We start from the raw sequence: 15,350 nt of genomic DNA, 5'->3' as shown, positions 1-15,350 counted from the left end.
TTATTTTAATAAATGAACTAGTCGACTTTTGAAACAACAAGAGATGCATTGGAATAAATAATGTCACCCGTGGCTTCTCTTATTCGTACTCGAAGGACATCTCCTTGGTTTAAAGGTAATAGATCAGTTCTAGCGGATGTAGTTCTTACCCCAGAACCACCACCAACTCGTGTTTCAATGGCGAATTGAATGGAATCATTTATTGTAAGGTTTAATATACTAGACGAAATAGCTTGTATCACAAATACAATTGAAAAAGATACAGAGTACACACCAGTGGTATCAATTGTAATGGAGTTGTCTACTGGGGTTAGAGTAGTTCCACTAACAGGTCCTGGAATTGTCAAATTAACATTTGTATTAACTACTGCTGAAAAACCGATACCTACTTCAGAAGTTATTGTTCCAAATACCGGGAGAATTCCTAAACCGGTCGCTCCAGTGGGACCGGTTATTCCGATTCCTGTAGCGCCGGTAGGTCCAGTTATTCCGATTCCAGTAATTCCTGTAACACCAGTAGGACCAGTTATTCCAATTCCAGTAGGTCCGGTTGGGAATGTAAATGATGGAATTGGTGGGAGTGTGGGGCCAATTAAATTTGGTTCAAGAGCAGGTCCATGTAAAATAATATTTTCTTTGCTCATATAGTAACCTCCTATGATTGCTTGTCATAATTATTAAATGTATTAGGGAAAGTAAATGACATTCGCAATAGCGGAGGCGCTTATTTAATTTTTTCGCAACGAAATTAAAGTTATTACTTTAAAGTTGATACAATAAAAACCGTACTGTGATTGCTATAGAACTAAATATTAGTATGTTTTTAACATGATTTTAATAGATGTTATATTTGCTTTACGATAAAATGATTATATTGTAAAATTACACTATAATTGTAAAGCGATAACAAATGGGTGTTTTTACACTTGTGGTTATTAGGGCTTTCTAAAGCAAGATGATGAGTTTTTATTATTCAAGTCAGCGAAGACAATTTGATGTAGCGGTTATTAGAAGAAGTTCTTTATATAAATCGTAATTTAAAATCCATAAGGACATTTCTGTATAGGCAGTAGTAGCAAAAGGAGACGCAAGATGAAAAAAACAAAAATGATATATATCATAATGTTTAGTTTATTCCTATTAACATCATGTGATATATCGAATGAAGAAATTGAACAAAAAGCACAAAGTTATACAAAATCGGAGTATGGTATTTCTGTTAAACTAAACCAAGTTGAAACACTGGATAATGGAAAGGATTTCCTTGGTCCAAAGGGACGGATAGCTTTTGTGCAGCAAGTAGATGAACCGTATTTGCAATTTCAACTTTATTTCGATGGACAAATCTCTCCAGAAGTAAATAATGATAACTATAAAATAAAAAAGGAAACAAATGATTTACAAGAAAAATTTAATAAATATTATGGGAAGAAAGGGAATAACACTATAATTAATTTTGATCAAATGCAGACAGGGGATACTGTTTTCGATAAAAATGCTGAGAAAGAAATAGCGAAGAAAAAATTGAAGCAGTATTATACGGCAGTTTTTAGAAGTGATACTGTTTTAGATGTAAATAATCCTTCACATATGGAAAAATTAGCGGAGGCTGCAAGAAGTATTCAGGAATTTAATAAAACAATTGATAATAATAAGAGTAGTGTGGAAGATATAACGATTCAGCTGCCAGACGTTAATAAGGATGTATTAAAAAATATTGCTATAGACTATATATTAACGGCTGAAGATGCGAAAAAGACCCTTGAGAAAAAGGCTAATTATATGAAAGTTTTACAGTCTACAAAATGAAAAAAGCATTATCCGAAAAAATTGACCTTCCTCAGGTGTGAAAGGCAATAGTCTGACACCTTTACTTCTTACAAAACATATAGTATGATGATTTCAATAAATTAGATTTCAATGAACATAAAATATAAATTAATGAGAGGTGCTTTTTGTGAGTGCGGTAGGTACTAAATAGGAAAAATTTAATGAAATAAATCGGATAAGACCAGGGGATTTTTATGTATATCATACCCCTAATTTTGTCATGCATTTATTTCGAAACCTATGAAGATACCTACAATACTTTATAAAGCGTGTAATAAGGGGAGTGCCATCCGTTTTTATGGCTTATTTCCTCATATGTTATTACTCATGCCTTGTAAATGTAAAAGCTGCGGTATCCCCGCAGCTTTTTTGTATATATTTATGATGTATAAAAATGGTAATTGAATAATGTAGAACTCATTGGAATCTAATGAGTAGGTATCTTCATTTATGATATAAATCAATCATAGTGAGGAGAAACAAAATGAATACGATGACTTTTGAAAAGTTACAATATAACGAATTAATGGAAATAGTGAAATCATATTGTATAAGTGGATTAGGTAAGGAATTATTAAATAAATTAGAGCCGAGTACGAGTATAAAAGTAGTGAGAAATCGCTTAAATGAAACGACAGAAGCACGAGCTATAGTAGATGCAGAAGGGCATGTGCCTTTCTTCGGAATTTCTAATATCGCTAGTACAATTCAAAAATTAGAAAAAGGGATGATTTTAGATCCAGCAGAGTTAGTGAGCGTTTCAGACTTTTTACGTGGGTGCCGAAAGATTAAAAAGTTTATGCTAGATAAAGAATTCTTTGCGCCAGTATTATCTTCGTATGCAAATTCAATGTCTGAATTTAAAAGTATCGAAGAAGAAATTAACTTTTCGATTAAAGGAAATGGCATTGATGCAGCTGCTAGTAAAGAGTTAAAACGAATTCGAAATAACATTGATTCTGTAGACGGAAAAATAAAAGAACGTTTAACAAAATTTTTAAATAGTAGTACAAATAAGAAGTATATTCAGGAATTCTTTATTAGTAAAAAGGATGATCGCTATACGATTCCAATCAAATCTACCTATAAAAATCAAGTTGTGGGAAGTATTGTTGAAGCTTCCGCTAAAGGTTCTACTGTATTTATAGAACCACATACGGTTACAAAGTTAAATGCGGAGCTCGCAAGTTTGAAAGCAGAAGAAGCGATGGAAGAGTATCAAATTTTAGCGACTTTATCAGGAATGGTATTAGAAAATATTTATCATATAAAAATTAATATGGAATTGATTAGTCAATATGATATGGTATTTGCGAAAGCGAAGTTTAGTAAATCAATCGATGGAATAGAGCCGAAATTAAATGATCATGGCTACATTCATTTAGTGAATTGTAAGCATCCGCTTTTAAGTGGGAAAATAGTACCATTAAACTTTGAAATCGGTCAAAACTACCGAAGTTTAATTATTACAGGACCGAATGCGGGCGGGAAAACGATTGTGTTAAAAACAATCGGATTGTTAACATTAGCGACAATGTCAGGCCTGCACATCGCTGGAGATAAAGAAACGGAAATTGCTATTTTTGACAACGTATTTGTAGATATTGGTGATAATCAAAGTATTGAAAATGCACTAAGTACATTCTCATCGCATATGAAAAATCTATCCGAGATTATGAGGATGTCAAATAATAATACATTACTACTATTTGACGAAATAGGAAGTGGTACAGAACCGAATGAAGGTGCGGCGCTTGCGATATCTATTTTAGAAGAATTTTACCTCGCGGGATGTATTACAATTGCGAGTACGCATTACGGTGAAATTAAACGCTTTTCAGAAATGCATGGTGATTTTATGAACGCAGCAATGCAATTTAATAGTGAAACACTAGAGCCACTTTATAAATTAGTGATCGGTAAATCTGGTGAAAGCAATGCACTTTGGATTGCAAATAAAATGAATGTAAAAGAACATGTACTGCAAAGAGCGAAAGCGTATATGGGAAATAAAGAATACGCTATAGAAAAATTGAATGAAAGTAAAATTAGAAAACCGAAATTCGTGCAAGAAAAAAGAGAAAATGACTATGAATATAAAATTGGCGACCGTGTGAATTTGTTAGATCATAACGATTTCGGGATTGTATATAAGGAAAAAGATAATTTCTATAATGTTGTTGTATATTATAACGGTGAATTCGTTGAAGTGAATGTAAAACGTATTACTTTAGAGGTAGCGGCGAAAGAATTATACCCAGAAGGATATGATTTAAATACACTATTTGTCGATTATAAAGAAAGAAAAATGCAGCATGATATTGAGCGCGGATCGAAAAAAGCGCTTCGTAAAATTGAAAAAGAAATAAGAAAGAATAGAGGATAATATAGAATGGTAACGATTAGACAAGAACAAAAAAATGATTATAGAAAGACAGAAGAAGTTGTAAAAGAGGCATTTTTAAATGAAGAATTTAGCGATAAAAAAGAGCATGAACTTGTAAAACGTATTAGAGAATGTGACGCATTTATTCCGGAGTTATCTATCGTTGCGGTAGATAAGGAAACAGTCGGTCACATTATGTTATCGAAAATTACAATAGAACAAGATGGGACTACTGTAGATTCATTAGCACTTGCACCAGTTTCAGTAGCACCAAGCCATCAGAAGAAAGGAATTGGTGGAAAGCTTATCACGGCTGCTTTAGAAAAAGCGAAAGAATTAGGATACGGGTCAGTTGTAGTATTAGGGCATCCAGAGTACTATCCGAAATTCGGATTTAAAAAAGCAAGTGAGTGGAATATAAAAGCACTATTTGAAGTGCCTGAAGAAGTGTTTATGGTAATGGAATTAACAGAAAATGCTCTTGAAGGTGTAGAAGGAATTGTACAATATTCGAGTGCTTTTACTGAGTAGGAGTATCGGTTAAGAAATGTAATCATAAAAGATGCTATCTTTTTGTAGGGATATACAGAAAGATAGCTTTTTTTATTAAGCAGATCTACTTACGTATATTTTGCTCAATGAATAATTGAGATGGTAAAATTGATATAGAAATGTAAAGGGAGAGAATAGAATGAAGAAGCGAGAAACAGATAGCAATGAGAATGTAGTTACGTTATATGTTACAAGACACGGAAAAACAATATTAAATACGAATCAGCGCGCGCAAGGTTGGGCAGATTCTCCGTTAGTAGAAAAAGGTGTGGAAGTTGCCTCTAATTTAGGAACGGGATTAAAAGATGTTCATTTTGCGAATGCGTATAGTAGTGATAGCGGCCGAGCGATTGAAACTGCTAGTTTAGTATTAAAATATAGTGAGCAATCAAAATTGAAACTTGAGAAAAGAAAAGATTTACGAGAATTAAATTTTGGTATTTTTGAAGGTGAAAAACTTGAAAATATGTGGGATGTGGTTGGAAAAGCTGCGGGCGTTGCATCACCAGAAGAACTTATGAAGTTCTCTATTCAAGAAGTGATTAATCTTATTAGAGCAGCAGACCCTACGAAACAAGCGGAAGATTGGGAATTATTTTCTACTCGCATAAAAACAGAGATTGATAAAATTAGTGAAGAAGCTGCTAAAAATGGAGGTGGCAACGTTTTAGTTGTCGTTCATGGGCTTTTGATTACTGCCTTAATAGAAATGTTAGACAGTAGTAAAACAAAACTGGGAGTAGAGAATGCAAGTGTAACGAAAGTTGTATATCAAGATGGGGAATATACAGTAGAATCGGTTGGAGATATGAGTTATGTTGCAAAAGGGAAAGAAAGTGTGGAAATTTAACAGGGTGTATTACGATTCCTTTTAGATTTTCAAAATGGGGGAATAATGGATTTTCAAGATTTGATGGAATTTAAAGGATATATATATTTAAACAAATTGTTTGAACCTGAAGAAAATTTATTGAGGGTACTTATTGATAGGTGCAAAGTTAATAAAACTAAGGGACTTATGAAAATTAAAGATGAGGTTGAAATAGAAGCATCATCCATTGATGTTGATGACAATCTGCCAATTGTGCAATTGGATTTTGAATCGTATATTGCTTACTCCGTTACTAATGAATCGTTTACTGTAATGGATGACTACGAAATTTCAGAAGGTAGAATTTTTAGAGTTTACTCAAAATCAAGATATTTGGATTTTGTTAAAGCAGGAACAATTGCTGAATTTATATTTCCTGAAGAGCAGTTCGTTCACTATCAAATTCCTTGTTTGAACCATATCATCGACATTATTTCATATGATGAGCCGAAAATTACTGGAATAAAAAGAAACTAACAAAATTCCATACTAAAAGAGCATCGGAATCGATGCTCTTTTATATGCTTATCTTTTCTTTTTTTTATTGTAAAGATTACGGAATTAATAAAATCTTCCCAGTACTTTTTCGGCTCTCTAATAATTCATGTGCAAGAGCACCATCTTGTAAAGAGAATGTAGTAGGACTCGCGATGTTTAATTTTCTACTAGCAATCCAATCAAATAATTGAGCGGAGCGCTGCTTACGTTCCTCAAAAGTAGTAAGTACATTCCAAAGGTCTCCACCTGTTAAAGTCTTTGAAGTATCCATAAGCATACGTGGATCTACAGGTATAGGATTACCGCCGGCCATTCCGTAAAATACGACAGTACCGCCAATTTTAGTAGCGTTAAAACTTTCCACGAGTGTAGAACCTACTGATTCATACACAACATTTACTCCGGCACCATTAGTCACCTCAAGTACTTTCGTATGCCATGCTTCAGTATATAAAAATACGTGATCAGCACCAGCTAACGTAGCTACTTGTGCTTTTTCTTTTGATGATGTAAGACCGATTACTGTTCCGCCCAGTAGTTTAATCATTTGAACGAGAAGTTGACCAACGCCACCAGCTGCAGCGTGTACTAAAGCTATATCGCCTTGTTTTATTTGATAGCTATCTTTCGTTAAATAATGTGCTGTTAGACCTTGCAATAAGACAGAAGCGGCTGTTTCAAAAGAAATAGAGTCTGGAAGTGTAATTGCTTTTTCAGATGGAACCGCAACTAATTCTGCATTTGAGAATGGAACGTCAGCAAATGCAATGTGGTCTCCGGGATTGATAGTAGTAACGTTAGCTCCTACTTTTTCAACAATACCAGCGCCTTCATAACCTAATATATAAGGCGGGTTACCAGCGAGATGATAATCGCCGCGGCGTCTATAAATATCAGCGAAGTTTAATCCGATTGCTTGCATGCGAACAAGAACTTCATTTGGATTTATGATTGGATCATGTATTTCTTTATATTGTAGTACATCTGGACTTCCAAACTGTTCGAAACAAAGTGCTTTCATATGGAATACCTCCATTTTATTGTTTGTCGATGCTATTTATCATACAATACAAATATCAATAGAAAAAGAGGATTATTTCGATGAAATCAATCGGAAATACCGATTGAAAAGAGGGATGATAAATGGAGATAAAACAGTTAATTACATTTAAAGTAGCAGCGGACACTTTGAACTTTACGCAAACTGCGAAGAAATTGAACTTTGCTCAATCGAGTGTAACGGCGCAAATTAAAACGTTAGAGGCTGAGCTCGGTACGCCATTATTTGAAAGATTAGGAAAACGTCTTTTCTTAACTGAAGCAGGCAGGAAGTTTCAACTATATGCTGATAAGATGATTGCACTCAGTAACGAAGCGAAAATGGCTGTGAAAGATGATGAGGAAATAGCGGGTACGTTAATAATCGGTGCACAAGAAAGTCAATGTACATATAGGCTTCCATCTATATTAAAGAAATTTAAAGCACAATTTCCCCAAATAAAGCTTATATTTAAACCTGCACATTCCAATAAAGATGCGAAGGAACAATTGATGGAGGGGAAAGTAGATCTTGTATTTATTTTGGACGAATGTAAAACAGAGGATGTTTTACATGTGGAGCCACTTATGAAAGAAGAATTAAAAGTAGTAGCTGCTCCTACGCATCGTTTACTTGAACAACCTTCCGTTTCTACAAAAGATTTAGAAAGCGAAACACTTTTACTAACAGAACTAGGTTGCTCGTATCGGACTTTATTTGAAGAGTTATTCCGTGCGGAAGATGTATACCCAGCAAATAAGATTGAATTTGTTAGTGTCGAGGCAATTAAACAATGCGTTATTGCAGATTTAGGTATAGCTGTGTTACCAGCGATAGTAGTAGAAAAAGATATACGAGAAGGAACGATAAAAGAGTTACATTTAGAAAATACAATCGCTCCGATTTATACGCAAATCGCTTGGCATAAAGATAAATGGATGACATCGCCACTGCAGCAATTTATTGAGGTAACGAGGGAATCTTTTAATTAACAGGTGTTATAGGTGAGGAAGTAATATAATAAACGATTAACTTATTTACGGAAAGAAAGAGCATGTTTTGAAAAATATTAATCAAAACGGGCTCTTTCTTTTTGTGTTTATCCCGCTATTTGTGGGCAGTAAGACTCCCACCTTAAAATTTGGCTGGAGCAAAGAAGTTAGGTGGGAGATCAACTGCCCGTAAACGCCCGATTGGTGAAGGCTAATAATCAGTGGAGGACGAACAAAGTCCTCACTGATTAAAGTTTCACTTTATTAAGTTCAGTTGCAGTAATTAACTAACTAAGGTCTGTGTCAGGAGGAGTGTATCCGAGGTGACGAGCCATTGATACAATTTGACCTTTATGATGAAATTCATGTGTCTCCGTATGAGTTAAAAGCCATAGTGGAGTTGTGCTCCAAGGTTCTTTTTGCCATTTCACTTCATTTGCTATATTTTCGAGCCACCGGTCATTGTATTCATCTAAAAAGCGTTGTACAGTCTCATCTACTATCTTAAATCTAGCACGGACTTTTGTGACATCTGCATGTTCAATTTCATAATCGCTAGCAAATGAGAAATCTGCTCGTTTTTGGTTAAATGCGAATGTTCCAAGCCAGTATCGATAGCAATCGGCTACATGAATATGCGTCTTCATAATGCTACCGCTTCCGAAATTAGGAACTGTGCTGTGCAATTTTTCTCGTGGGATTTCTTCTAAAAACGAAAATAGAGTTTCTCTTGTAGAGCTAATAAGATTATATTGCTGTTTTAAAACATGTAACATGCAACTACACTCCTCTTTTATTTACTAAACTATTTGTGTAGTAAGTAATTCTATATTTACGAGGGGTGAACCTTTTATTATTTTTACTAAGCATATTAGATGTTTTTCTTAATTGTTTCTGATAGATTAAACAAGGTGAAACTTTAATAAGTTTAACATCCTTAGTTCATAATAAATTGTACATAAAAAAGGAGACGATAAAATGAATAGAATAATTGGTTTAAAACAATTTGAAATAACGCGTGGGGCATTACTTCAATTTATGGAAACGTTAGATGATAAAACTGCGGATACGCAGCCGGAGGGCTTTAACAATACAATTCGCTGGCATATCGGTCACGTGTTAACGGCGGCAGAAACTTTCATGTTTGGAAGAGAATTTAAACAATTACCAACTGAATATCCAGGTATGTTTGGGTATGGATCAAGACCATCTAAATGGAAAACAGAAGGGCCATCATTAGAAGTGTTAACGGTTCAATTAAAAGAACAAGCGAAGCGCATTCAAGAAATTCCAGCAGAAGCATTTGAAAATAAACTTCCAGAGCCATTTTTAGGGTTGGAAACAGTTGGAGAGCTTTACGGTATGATGCTTTATCATGAAGCAGACCATATTGGGCAAATGAAGGCGATGGAACGTATTATTAAGGCTCTTTAGTTTTTGGTAATGTTAAATAATATATAGACAAAAAAGGGTAGATAATTTATTATCTATCCTTTTTTGTTGTTGAACTTCTTGAAGGATTAAGGATTATGAACGCTAATCATCGTGATGCTGATGAAGAAGGAAAGAAAACCAACCAATTAGGATAAAGAAACATCCTAAATTTTATGGTAGTTATTATTTTTTTTGTATTACTTAATAGAAAAATATTGAAAATAATACAGAAGAAAGTATAAGGTTGCAAAATCTGTATGAAATAGGGTATTCCTAAATATGGAATATACGTATAATAAAAGAGAGGAACTAGAAAATGGGGGAATACTATGATTACATTGGAACAAAAGTTGGAGCAATACACACATACATATGCACAGTTAAAGGGAGAACTAAAATGGAAAACGAGTGATTCTCGAACAGGTATGATGATTGCTGCTATGTATGCAGGTAGTGATAAACTGTTTGATCTCGGACGTTTTTTAGAAATTAGTAGTTATATTAAGAATCAGGTAGGGATGTTTTCATACTTAAAGTCTTATCATCGCTTTGTGGTGGCCGCAACATTAGATATTCACTTTACAGATTACAAGGAAGCTTTTCGGAGGTTTTTAGATTTATATGAACAATTGGTCGCTGGTGGCTTTAGCCGGAGTATATTTACTTATCTCGCAGCAGCTGTGCTTTTAACAGAAGAAAATGAACAGCATGGCACGCACATTCAGCGTTCGATGCAAGTATATAAACGGATGAAAGAGGATCATCTTTTTCTTACAGGTACAAATGATTATCCGCTCGCGGTTTTACTAGCAGGACAATCAGAGAATGTAGAAACACTTATGGACCGAGTGGAACGTCTGTATCAGAAACTAGCGAAAGCTGGTTTGCGTAAAGGGAATGATCTTCAGTTTTTAAGTCATATCCTCTCACTAAAGAAGGATGTCCGTGAAGAAATGTTAGTTGCAACATGTACAAGCATTTGGAAGTTGTTAAAACAAGAAAAGGTAAAAGTGAAACAGATGCATTATCCAGCTATCGGGCTACTAGCGTTACTTGAGGATGGAGAAAAAGAGATTCATTCTATTAAAGCATTGATTGAAAAATTGCAGGGGGAGAAATTATTCCGTTGGCATACAGATACGAATATTCTTATTGCTATTCAACTGTTTGTAAGTCAGAAAGGTGAGGAGAGTAAAGCAACCAACACAGGTTTACAAACTATGATAGAAGTCCTCATACAAGCACAACAGGCAGCTATGATGGCAACGATTGCCGCTTCATCTGCAGCAACCTCTTCTGCTAGTACTAGTTCATAATGTGCAACTGCTTATGCTCTCGTAAATTATGATGAACCTATAATGCCTTTGATGAGGATGGTTTAAAAAAGGCCCATCACTCTCTAATGAGTGATGGGCTAACTGTTTTTACATAATCAGCATTATCTTTTCGACTGCTTCAAATGTTTGAGTTGTGTAACAATCATAATGCTAATAACAACGAGTAAAAACCATGAGCTAATTTTGCTAAGGTGAACGAGGCTCCATGTTTCACGTTGATTTGGATATTGCCATGCTCCGAAGAAGGTAGCGATGTTTTCTGCAATCCAAATAAAGAATCCGATAAGGAAAAATGAGAGTACGAGCGGCATTTTATATGTAACGCCTCGTAATGAAAATTCCACAAATGTGCGAAAGAAAACAATGAATAAAATTAAAGTTAATACCCATCTAAAGTCATATAGAAAATGATGTGTAAAAAAATTAAAGTAAATCATTGCTCCTAGAGGTATTGCAAAAATAGCTTTCGGCCAATGATGCATTTGTAAATGCAATCTTCTCCACGCTTGGCATATGTAACTTGCGACACTCGCATACATAAAACCGCTGTAAAGCGGAACTCCGAAAACTTTTGAATACGCCTCTTCAGGATAACTCCATGAACCGAAATGTACTTTATATATTTCTAGTAAAAGGCCGATGAGGTGGAAGACAGTAATTACTTTTAGTTCATCTTTTGTTTCAAGACCTGTTTTGTACATAATCCACTGCATAAGAAGACATACGATGAGTATGAAATCATATCGGTACAGCCCTGGAATCGAAATGATTTTTGAAAGAGCAAGTGTTAAAAAAATAATGACAGGGAACAAACAGGATAATGCTTGTTCATAAGTAAAATAGAGTAGTTGTTTTACATAAAACATGTTTTCACCTTCAGGATTATTATTTGAAAAATCAAAATAATAACTTAGTATACTACAAATTTGAAAATAAAACAGTACGTCATTTTGCATGTATTTGGAAGTTTTAGAAGGGAATTGTAATAAGTATTTTGATAGTTTAACAAAGTAAAAAAATAGTTTGCTATTTAAAAAAAGTGGGGATATAATATCTAAATGAAAATGATAATTATTATCAATAATGATTATAAATAAAAAATAATTATAAAAAAGAACTGAATATAAAGGATGAAATGAAACATGTTACATAAGTCTACTGTACATGCTGGCAATAATCGCTGGATACATATTAAGTTCATATGTTTCATGAGCTTAACAATTATATGTTTAATTGGAGCTATATTTTTAGCCGTTGCATTTGGTGCAAAGGATATCCATTTGCAAACTGTGTGGGCAGCGGTTTTTGATTATAATCCGAAATTAACACAGCATCAAATTATTTATGAATTAAGGCTCCCAAGGGTAATTGGCGCAGCAGTTGTAGGAGCTGCTTTTGCAGTCGCTGGAGCTGTTATGCAAGGGGTAACACGAAATCCTTTAGCTGATGCAGGTGTACTCGGAATAAATGCAGGTGCGATGTTTGTAGTAGCACTTAGTTTTGCTTTTTTCCCGCATATGCCGTATTCCTATTTAATGATTGTCTCCTTTATTGGAGCAGTTTTAAGTACAGTACTCATTTTTATTATTGGATCAGCAACATCAGGCGGGCTAACGCCGATGAGGTTAACGATTGCAGGGGCAGTTATGGCCGCGCTTTTACATTCGTTAAGTTCAGGTGTCGCGATTTATTATGACTTAAGCCAAGATTTAGCGTTTTGGTATGCTGGTGGTGTTGCGGGGGTTAAGTGGGAACACTTGAAATTTTTAGTGCCTATTATTCTCATAACAATTGTTTTTGCGACAGCGCTAGGGCGATCTATTTCACTCATATCCATGGGGGATGATGTCGCTACAAATTTAGGTGTAAAAACGAACCGAACGAGAATACTCGGGATGATTATGGTAGTGATTCTAGCAGGTGTTTCTGTTTCAGCTGTTGGTTCCATTGGATTTGTAGGATTGGTCATTCCGCACATTGCTAGAAAATTAGTAGGTGTTAATTATCAACTTATTATTCCTATGTCAGCATTATTAGGAGCTATTTTATTAGTTTTAGCTGATTTAGGAGCAAGAACAGTAAATCCTCCTAAAGAACTTGCGATAGGAATTATGGTAGCTCTTGTTGGAGTTCCGTTCTTCCTTTATATAGCACGTAAAGTTGGGAGGGAGTTATAAGTGAAGGATCTTTTTAGCACGGATAAAAAGAGAGCTATTACTGTAACTACAATTTTCGGATGTATAAGTATCGCTGTAATTTTGATTAGCTTAAATACGGGAACGCTGAGCATCGCACCGCTCAAAGTAATTCAAACGCTTTTTGGCTATGGTGATTTTGAGAGTGCAACCGTGCTATACGATTATCGTATGCCAAGAATTATAATCACAATGTTAGCAGGTATTGGCCTTGGGGTTTCCGGTGCGATTTTGCAAGGATTATCTCGGAATGCTCTCGCAGATCCTGGTATTCTTGGATTACACTCGGGTGCATCTTTCGGGCTTATTGTATTTGTTACTTTCTTTCATTCTATTAACGAGAGTGCATCGATTTTAATACCGTTATTTACATTTGGCGGAGGAGTGTTAGCTGCATTTCTTATTGTTTTGCTTGCGAGTGATCGGTCGAAAGGTTTACTTCCCATTAGACTTATTCTTGTTGGTATTGCAGTTTCAGCTGGTTTTAGTGCACTTTCGTTATTTTTCTCGCTCAAGTTAAATGATGAGACGTATACATTCGCTTCTAGGTGGTTAGTTGGTAACGTGTGGGGAAGAGATTGGATTCATGTCCTAGCGTTATTACCTTGGATTTTGATACTAACTCCGTACGCATGGCTGAAATCCAAAACGTTAAATGCACTGTCACTAGGTGATAGTGTAGCAGCAGGACTTGGTGTATCTGTTCAAAAAGAACGGTTACTGCTTTTAGCTACAGCGGTAGGATTGTCTTGTGCAAGTGTATCAATGGCAGGGGGAATTGGCTTTATCGGCTTAGTTTCTCCGCATATCGCAAGAAAGTTAGTAGGTAGTACATATCAACATTTCCTTCCGTTAGCTGGCATAATTGGAATGATTATTTTAGTACTCGCGGATACGATAGGGCGATCTTTATTTGAGCCAAACTCTATTCCAGCTGGCGTAGTAGTAGCGGCTTTAGGTGCGCCATATTTTCTTTATTTACTTACAAAAACAAAATAAATACTTCAAAGAGGAGAACATATGAAAAAGAAACTTACTATTTTATTTAGCATTATGTTTATTTTAGTATTATCAGCATGTGGTCAAACGAAATCTAGTGAAGAGGCAACTAAAAAAACTGAAAAAAGTAATGATCCAAAAATTGCTTCTATGTCTATTCATTTAACGAATAACTTACTTGCATTAGGAATTACACCGGTAGGTTCTGTAATTGGTGGAGATTTAAAAGATTTCTTACCTCACGTGAAAGAACAGTTGAAAGATACGAAGAAACTGGGCGTTGTAACAGATCCGAATATGGAAGCATTACTACAATTAAAACCATCTGAAATTTATGTGGATGAAAAATATGCTGGCAAAGATTTAGCGAAATACGAAAAAATTGCAAAAACACATACTTTTAATTTAGATGAAGGTACGTGGAGAGATCATTTAAAAGAAGTAGGTAAACTTGTAAACCGTGAGAAAGAAGCAGATAAATATATTCAAGACTATGAAGAACAATCAAACCGAGTAAAAAGTTTAATAGATAAAGAGTTAGGTAATAACGAAAAAGTAATGGCAATTCGCGTTACTGCAAAAGAATTACGTGTATTTAGTACGAAAAGACCGATGGGACCAATTCTATTCCAAGACTTAGGATTACAACCTGCAAATGGTGTAGAGAAAATTGATGGAAACCGTCCTTTCGAAGTAATTTCACAAGAAGTATTACCTGACTTTGATGCGGATGCTATTTTCGTTGTCGTAAACAGAGACGATAAAGCAAAAGCAGCATTTAAACAACTGCAAGAAACACCAATTTGGAAAGACTTAAAAGCTGTTAAAGGTAAGCACGTATACATTATTAATGATCAACCATGGCTTGACTATTCTGCTTTAGGTAACAAAATGGCAATGGATGAAGCAGAGAAAATGTTTACGAAATAATACAGTTTTGCTATTAGGAAAGGCCCTCTAAATTTGGAGGGGCTTTTTATTGTTGTTATTGTTAGAATAAATGAAAAATTATACAATGAAGTTAATTCAATGCAAGGGAGATGTGCCAATGTCAGCGCTTATTGTAAGTATCCCGTTAAAAAAACAGTTTATGGAACAAGGGGATAAAGTGAAACTTTAATCAGTGGGGGTTTTGTTCATCCCCCACTGATTATTAGCCTTCACCAATCGGGCGTTTACGGGCAGCCCGACTCCCACCTAACTTCTTCGCTCCAGCT

Annotated in this window: 14 protein-coding genes and 1 pseudogene; 11 read left to right on the top strand and 4 right to left on the bottom strand. The window is 35.0% G+C overall.

What is annotated here, in order from left to right; genetic code table 11:
• Positions 1–17: 17 nt before the first annotated feature.
• Positions 18–644: a collagen-like exosporium glycoprotein BetA gene (gene betA, locus LCF45_RS16920; RefSeq protein WP_263892997.1), complete on the bottom strand. Its 627-nt coding sequence runs from the start codon at positions 642–644 to the stop codon at positions 18–20.
• A gap of 448 nt (positions 645–1,092) precedes the next feature.
• Between betA and LCF45_RS16915 the strand changes: the two genes are divergently transcribed.
• The 5 genes from LCF45_RS16915 to LCF45_RS16895 all read left to right on the top strand — a co-directional run bounded on the left by LCF45_RS16915 (position 1,093) and on the right by LCF45_RS16895 (position 6,116).
• Entirely contained in the window at positions 1,093–1,809 is a 717-nt protein-coding gene (locus tag LCF45_RS16915) for a hypothetical protein (protein ID WP_002167882.1), read from the top strand.
• Positions 1,810–2,314: 505 nt separating this feature from the next.
• Positions 2,315–4,216 (top strand): endonuclease MutS2, encoded by a 1,902-nt coding sequence (locus tag LCF45_RS16910; RefSeq protein WP_263892996.1) that lies wholly within the window; start codon positions 2,315–2,317, stop codon positions 4,214–4,216.
• A gap of 6 nt (positions 4,217–4,222) precedes the next feature.
• Positions 4,223–4,747 (top strand): GNAT family N-acetyltransferase, encoded by a 525-nt coding sequence (locus LCF45_RS16905; protein WP_263892995.1) that lies wholly within the window; start codon positions 4,223–4,225, stop codon positions 4,745–4,747.
• 160 nt (positions 4,748–4,907) lie between these two features.
• Positions 4,908–5,618: a histidine phosphatase family protein gene (locus tag LCF45_RS16900; protein WP_078203385.1), complete on the top strand. Its 711-nt coding sequence runs from the start codon at positions 4,908–4,910 to the stop codon at positions 5,616–5,618.
• A gap of 45 nt (positions 5,619–5,663) precedes the next feature.
• Positions 5,664–6,116, top strand: a complete 453-nt coding sequence (locus LCF45_RS16895) for a hypothetical protein (RefSeq protein WP_002014201.1) — start codon at positions 5,664–5,666, stop codon at positions 6,114–6,116.
• Between the two features lie 76 nt (positions 6,117–6,192).
• Here the strand turns inward: LCF45_RS16895 and LCF45_RS16890 are convergent, their stop codons facing one another.
• Positions 6,193–7,158, bottom strand: coding sequence for a quinone oxidoreductase family protein (locus LCF45_RS16890; protein WP_002128409.1), 966 nt, complete (start codon positions 7,156–7,158; stop codon positions 6,193–6,195).
• 122 nt (positions 7,159–7,280) lie between these two features.
• Between LCF45_RS16890 and LCF45_RS16885 the strand changes: the two genes are divergently transcribed.
• Positions 7,281–8,168, top strand: coding sequence for a LysR family transcriptional regulator (locus tag LCF45_RS16885; RefSeq protein WP_016127368.1), 888 nt, complete (start codon positions 7,281–7,283; stop codon positions 8,166–8,168).
• Between the two features lie 287 nt (positions 8,169–8,455).
• Here LCF45_RS16885 and LCF45_RS16880 read toward each other — a convergent pair whose 3' ends face one another.
• Entirely contained in the window at positions 8,456–8,944 is a 489-nt protein-coding gene (locus tag LCF45_RS16880) for a DinB family protein (protein ID WP_078203384.1), read from the bottom strand.
• A 202-nt stretch (positions 8,945–9,146) separates the two neighbouring features.
• Here LCF45_RS16880 and LCF45_RS16875 point away from each other — a divergent pair, with 202 nt between their 5' ends.
• Positions 9,147–9,602, top strand: coding sequence for a DinB family protein (locus LCF45_RS16875; RefSeq protein WP_002014205.1), 456 nt, complete (start codon positions 9,147–9,149; stop codon positions 9,600–9,602).
• Positions 9,603–9,881: 279 nt separating this feature from the next.
• A pseudogene (locus tag LCF45_RS16870) lies at positions 9,882–10,918 on the top strand (DUF4003 domain-containing protein).
• A gap of 122 nt (positions 10,919–11,040) precedes the next feature.
• On the opposite strand, the gene LCF45_RS16865 reads toward LCF45_RS16870, so the two are convergent.
• A complete protein-coding gene (locus LCF45_RS16865; protein WP_063225733.1) occupies positions 11,041–11,805 on the bottom strand; it encodes a DUF817 domain-containing protein in 765 nt (254 codons plus the stop codon).
• A 276-nt stretch (positions 11,806–12,081) separates the two neighbouring features.
• Between LCF45_RS16865 and LCF45_RS16860 the strand changes: the two genes are divergently transcribed.
• The 3 genes from LCF45_RS16860 to LCF45_RS16850 are packed head-to-tail and all read left to right on the top strand — an operon-like array spanning position 12,082 to position 15,063.
• Entirely contained in the window at positions 12,082–13,116 is a 1,035-nt protein-coding gene (locus tag LCF45_RS16860) for a FecCD family ABC transporter permease (protein ID WP_002128403.1), read from the top strand.
• Positions 13,117–14,133: a FecCD family ABC transporter permease gene (locus LCF45_RS16855; RefSeq protein WP_016120579.1), complete on the top strand. Its 1,017-nt coding sequence runs from the start codon at positions 13,117–13,119 to the stop codon at positions 14,131–14,133.
• Positions 14,134–14,154: 21 nt separating this feature from the next.
• A complete protein-coding gene (locus LCF45_RS16850; RefSeq protein ID WP_078203382.1) occupies positions 14,155–15,063 on the top strand; it encodes an iron-hydroxamate ABC transporter substrate-binding protein in 909 nt (302 codons plus the stop codon).
• Positions 15,064–15,350 lie beyond the last annotated feature (287 nt).

It is taken from the genome of Bacillus sp. 41-22 (assembly GCF_025809295.1).
In the GTDB taxonomy this organism is placed as follows: Bacteria; Bacillota; Bacilli; order Bacillales; family Bacillaceae_G; genus Bacillus_A; species Bacillus_A mycoides.
This window is presented reverse-complemented; position numbering and strand designations above follow the sequence as displayed.

Bases quoted from the DNA above. Each gene is read 5' to 3' on its own strand.
- betA (WP_263892997.1), bottom strand. From the start codon at position 644: ATGAGCAAAGAAAATATTATTTTACATGGACCTGCTCTTGAACCAAAT.
- LCF45_RS16915 (WP_002167882.1), top strand. From the start codon at position 1,093: ATGAAAAAAACAAAAATGATATATATCATAATGTTTAGTTTATTCCTA.
- LCF45_RS16910 (WP_263892996.1), top strand. From the start codon at position 2,315: ATGAATACGATGACTTTTGAAAAGTTACAATATAACGAATTAATGGAA.
- LCF45_RS16905 (WP_263892995.1), top strand. From the start codon at position 4,223: ATGGTAACGATTAGACAAGAACAAAAAAATGATTATAGAAAGACAGAA.
- LCF45_RS16900 (WP_078203385.1), top strand. From the start codon at position 4,908: ATGAAGAAGCGAGAAACAGATAGCAATGAGAATGTAGTTACGTTATAT.
- LCF45_RS16895 (WP_002014201.1), top strand. From the start codon at position 5,664: ATGGATTTTCAAGATTTGATGGAATTTAAAGGATATATATATTTAAAC.
- LCF45_RS16890 (WP_002128409.1), bottom strand. From the start codon at position 7,158: ATGAAAGCACTTTGTTTCGAACAGTTTGGAAGTCCAGATGTACTACAA.
- LCF45_RS16885 (WP_016127368.1), top strand. From the start codon at position 7,281: ATGGAGATAAAACAGTTAATTACATTTAAAGTAGCAGCGGACACTTTG.
- LCF45_RS16880 (WP_078203384.1), bottom strand. From the start codon at position 8,944: ATGTTACATGTTTTAAAACAGCAATATAATCTTATTAGCTCTACAAGA.
- LCF45_RS16875 (WP_002014205.1), top strand. From the start codon at position 9,147: ATGAATAGAATAATTGGTTTAAAACAATTTGAAATAACGCGTGGGGCA.
- LCF45_RS16865 (WP_063225733.1), bottom strand. From the start codon at position 11,805: ATGTTTTATGTAAAACAACTACTCTATTTTACTTATGAACAAGCATTA.
- LCF45_RS16860 (WP_002128403.1), top strand. From the start codon at position 12,082: ATGTTACATAAGTCTACTGTACATGCTGGCAATAATCGCTGGATACAT.
- LCF45_RS16850 (WP_078203382.1), top strand. From the start codon at position 14,155: ATGAAAAAGAAACTTACTATTTTATTTAGCATTATGTTTATTTTAGTA.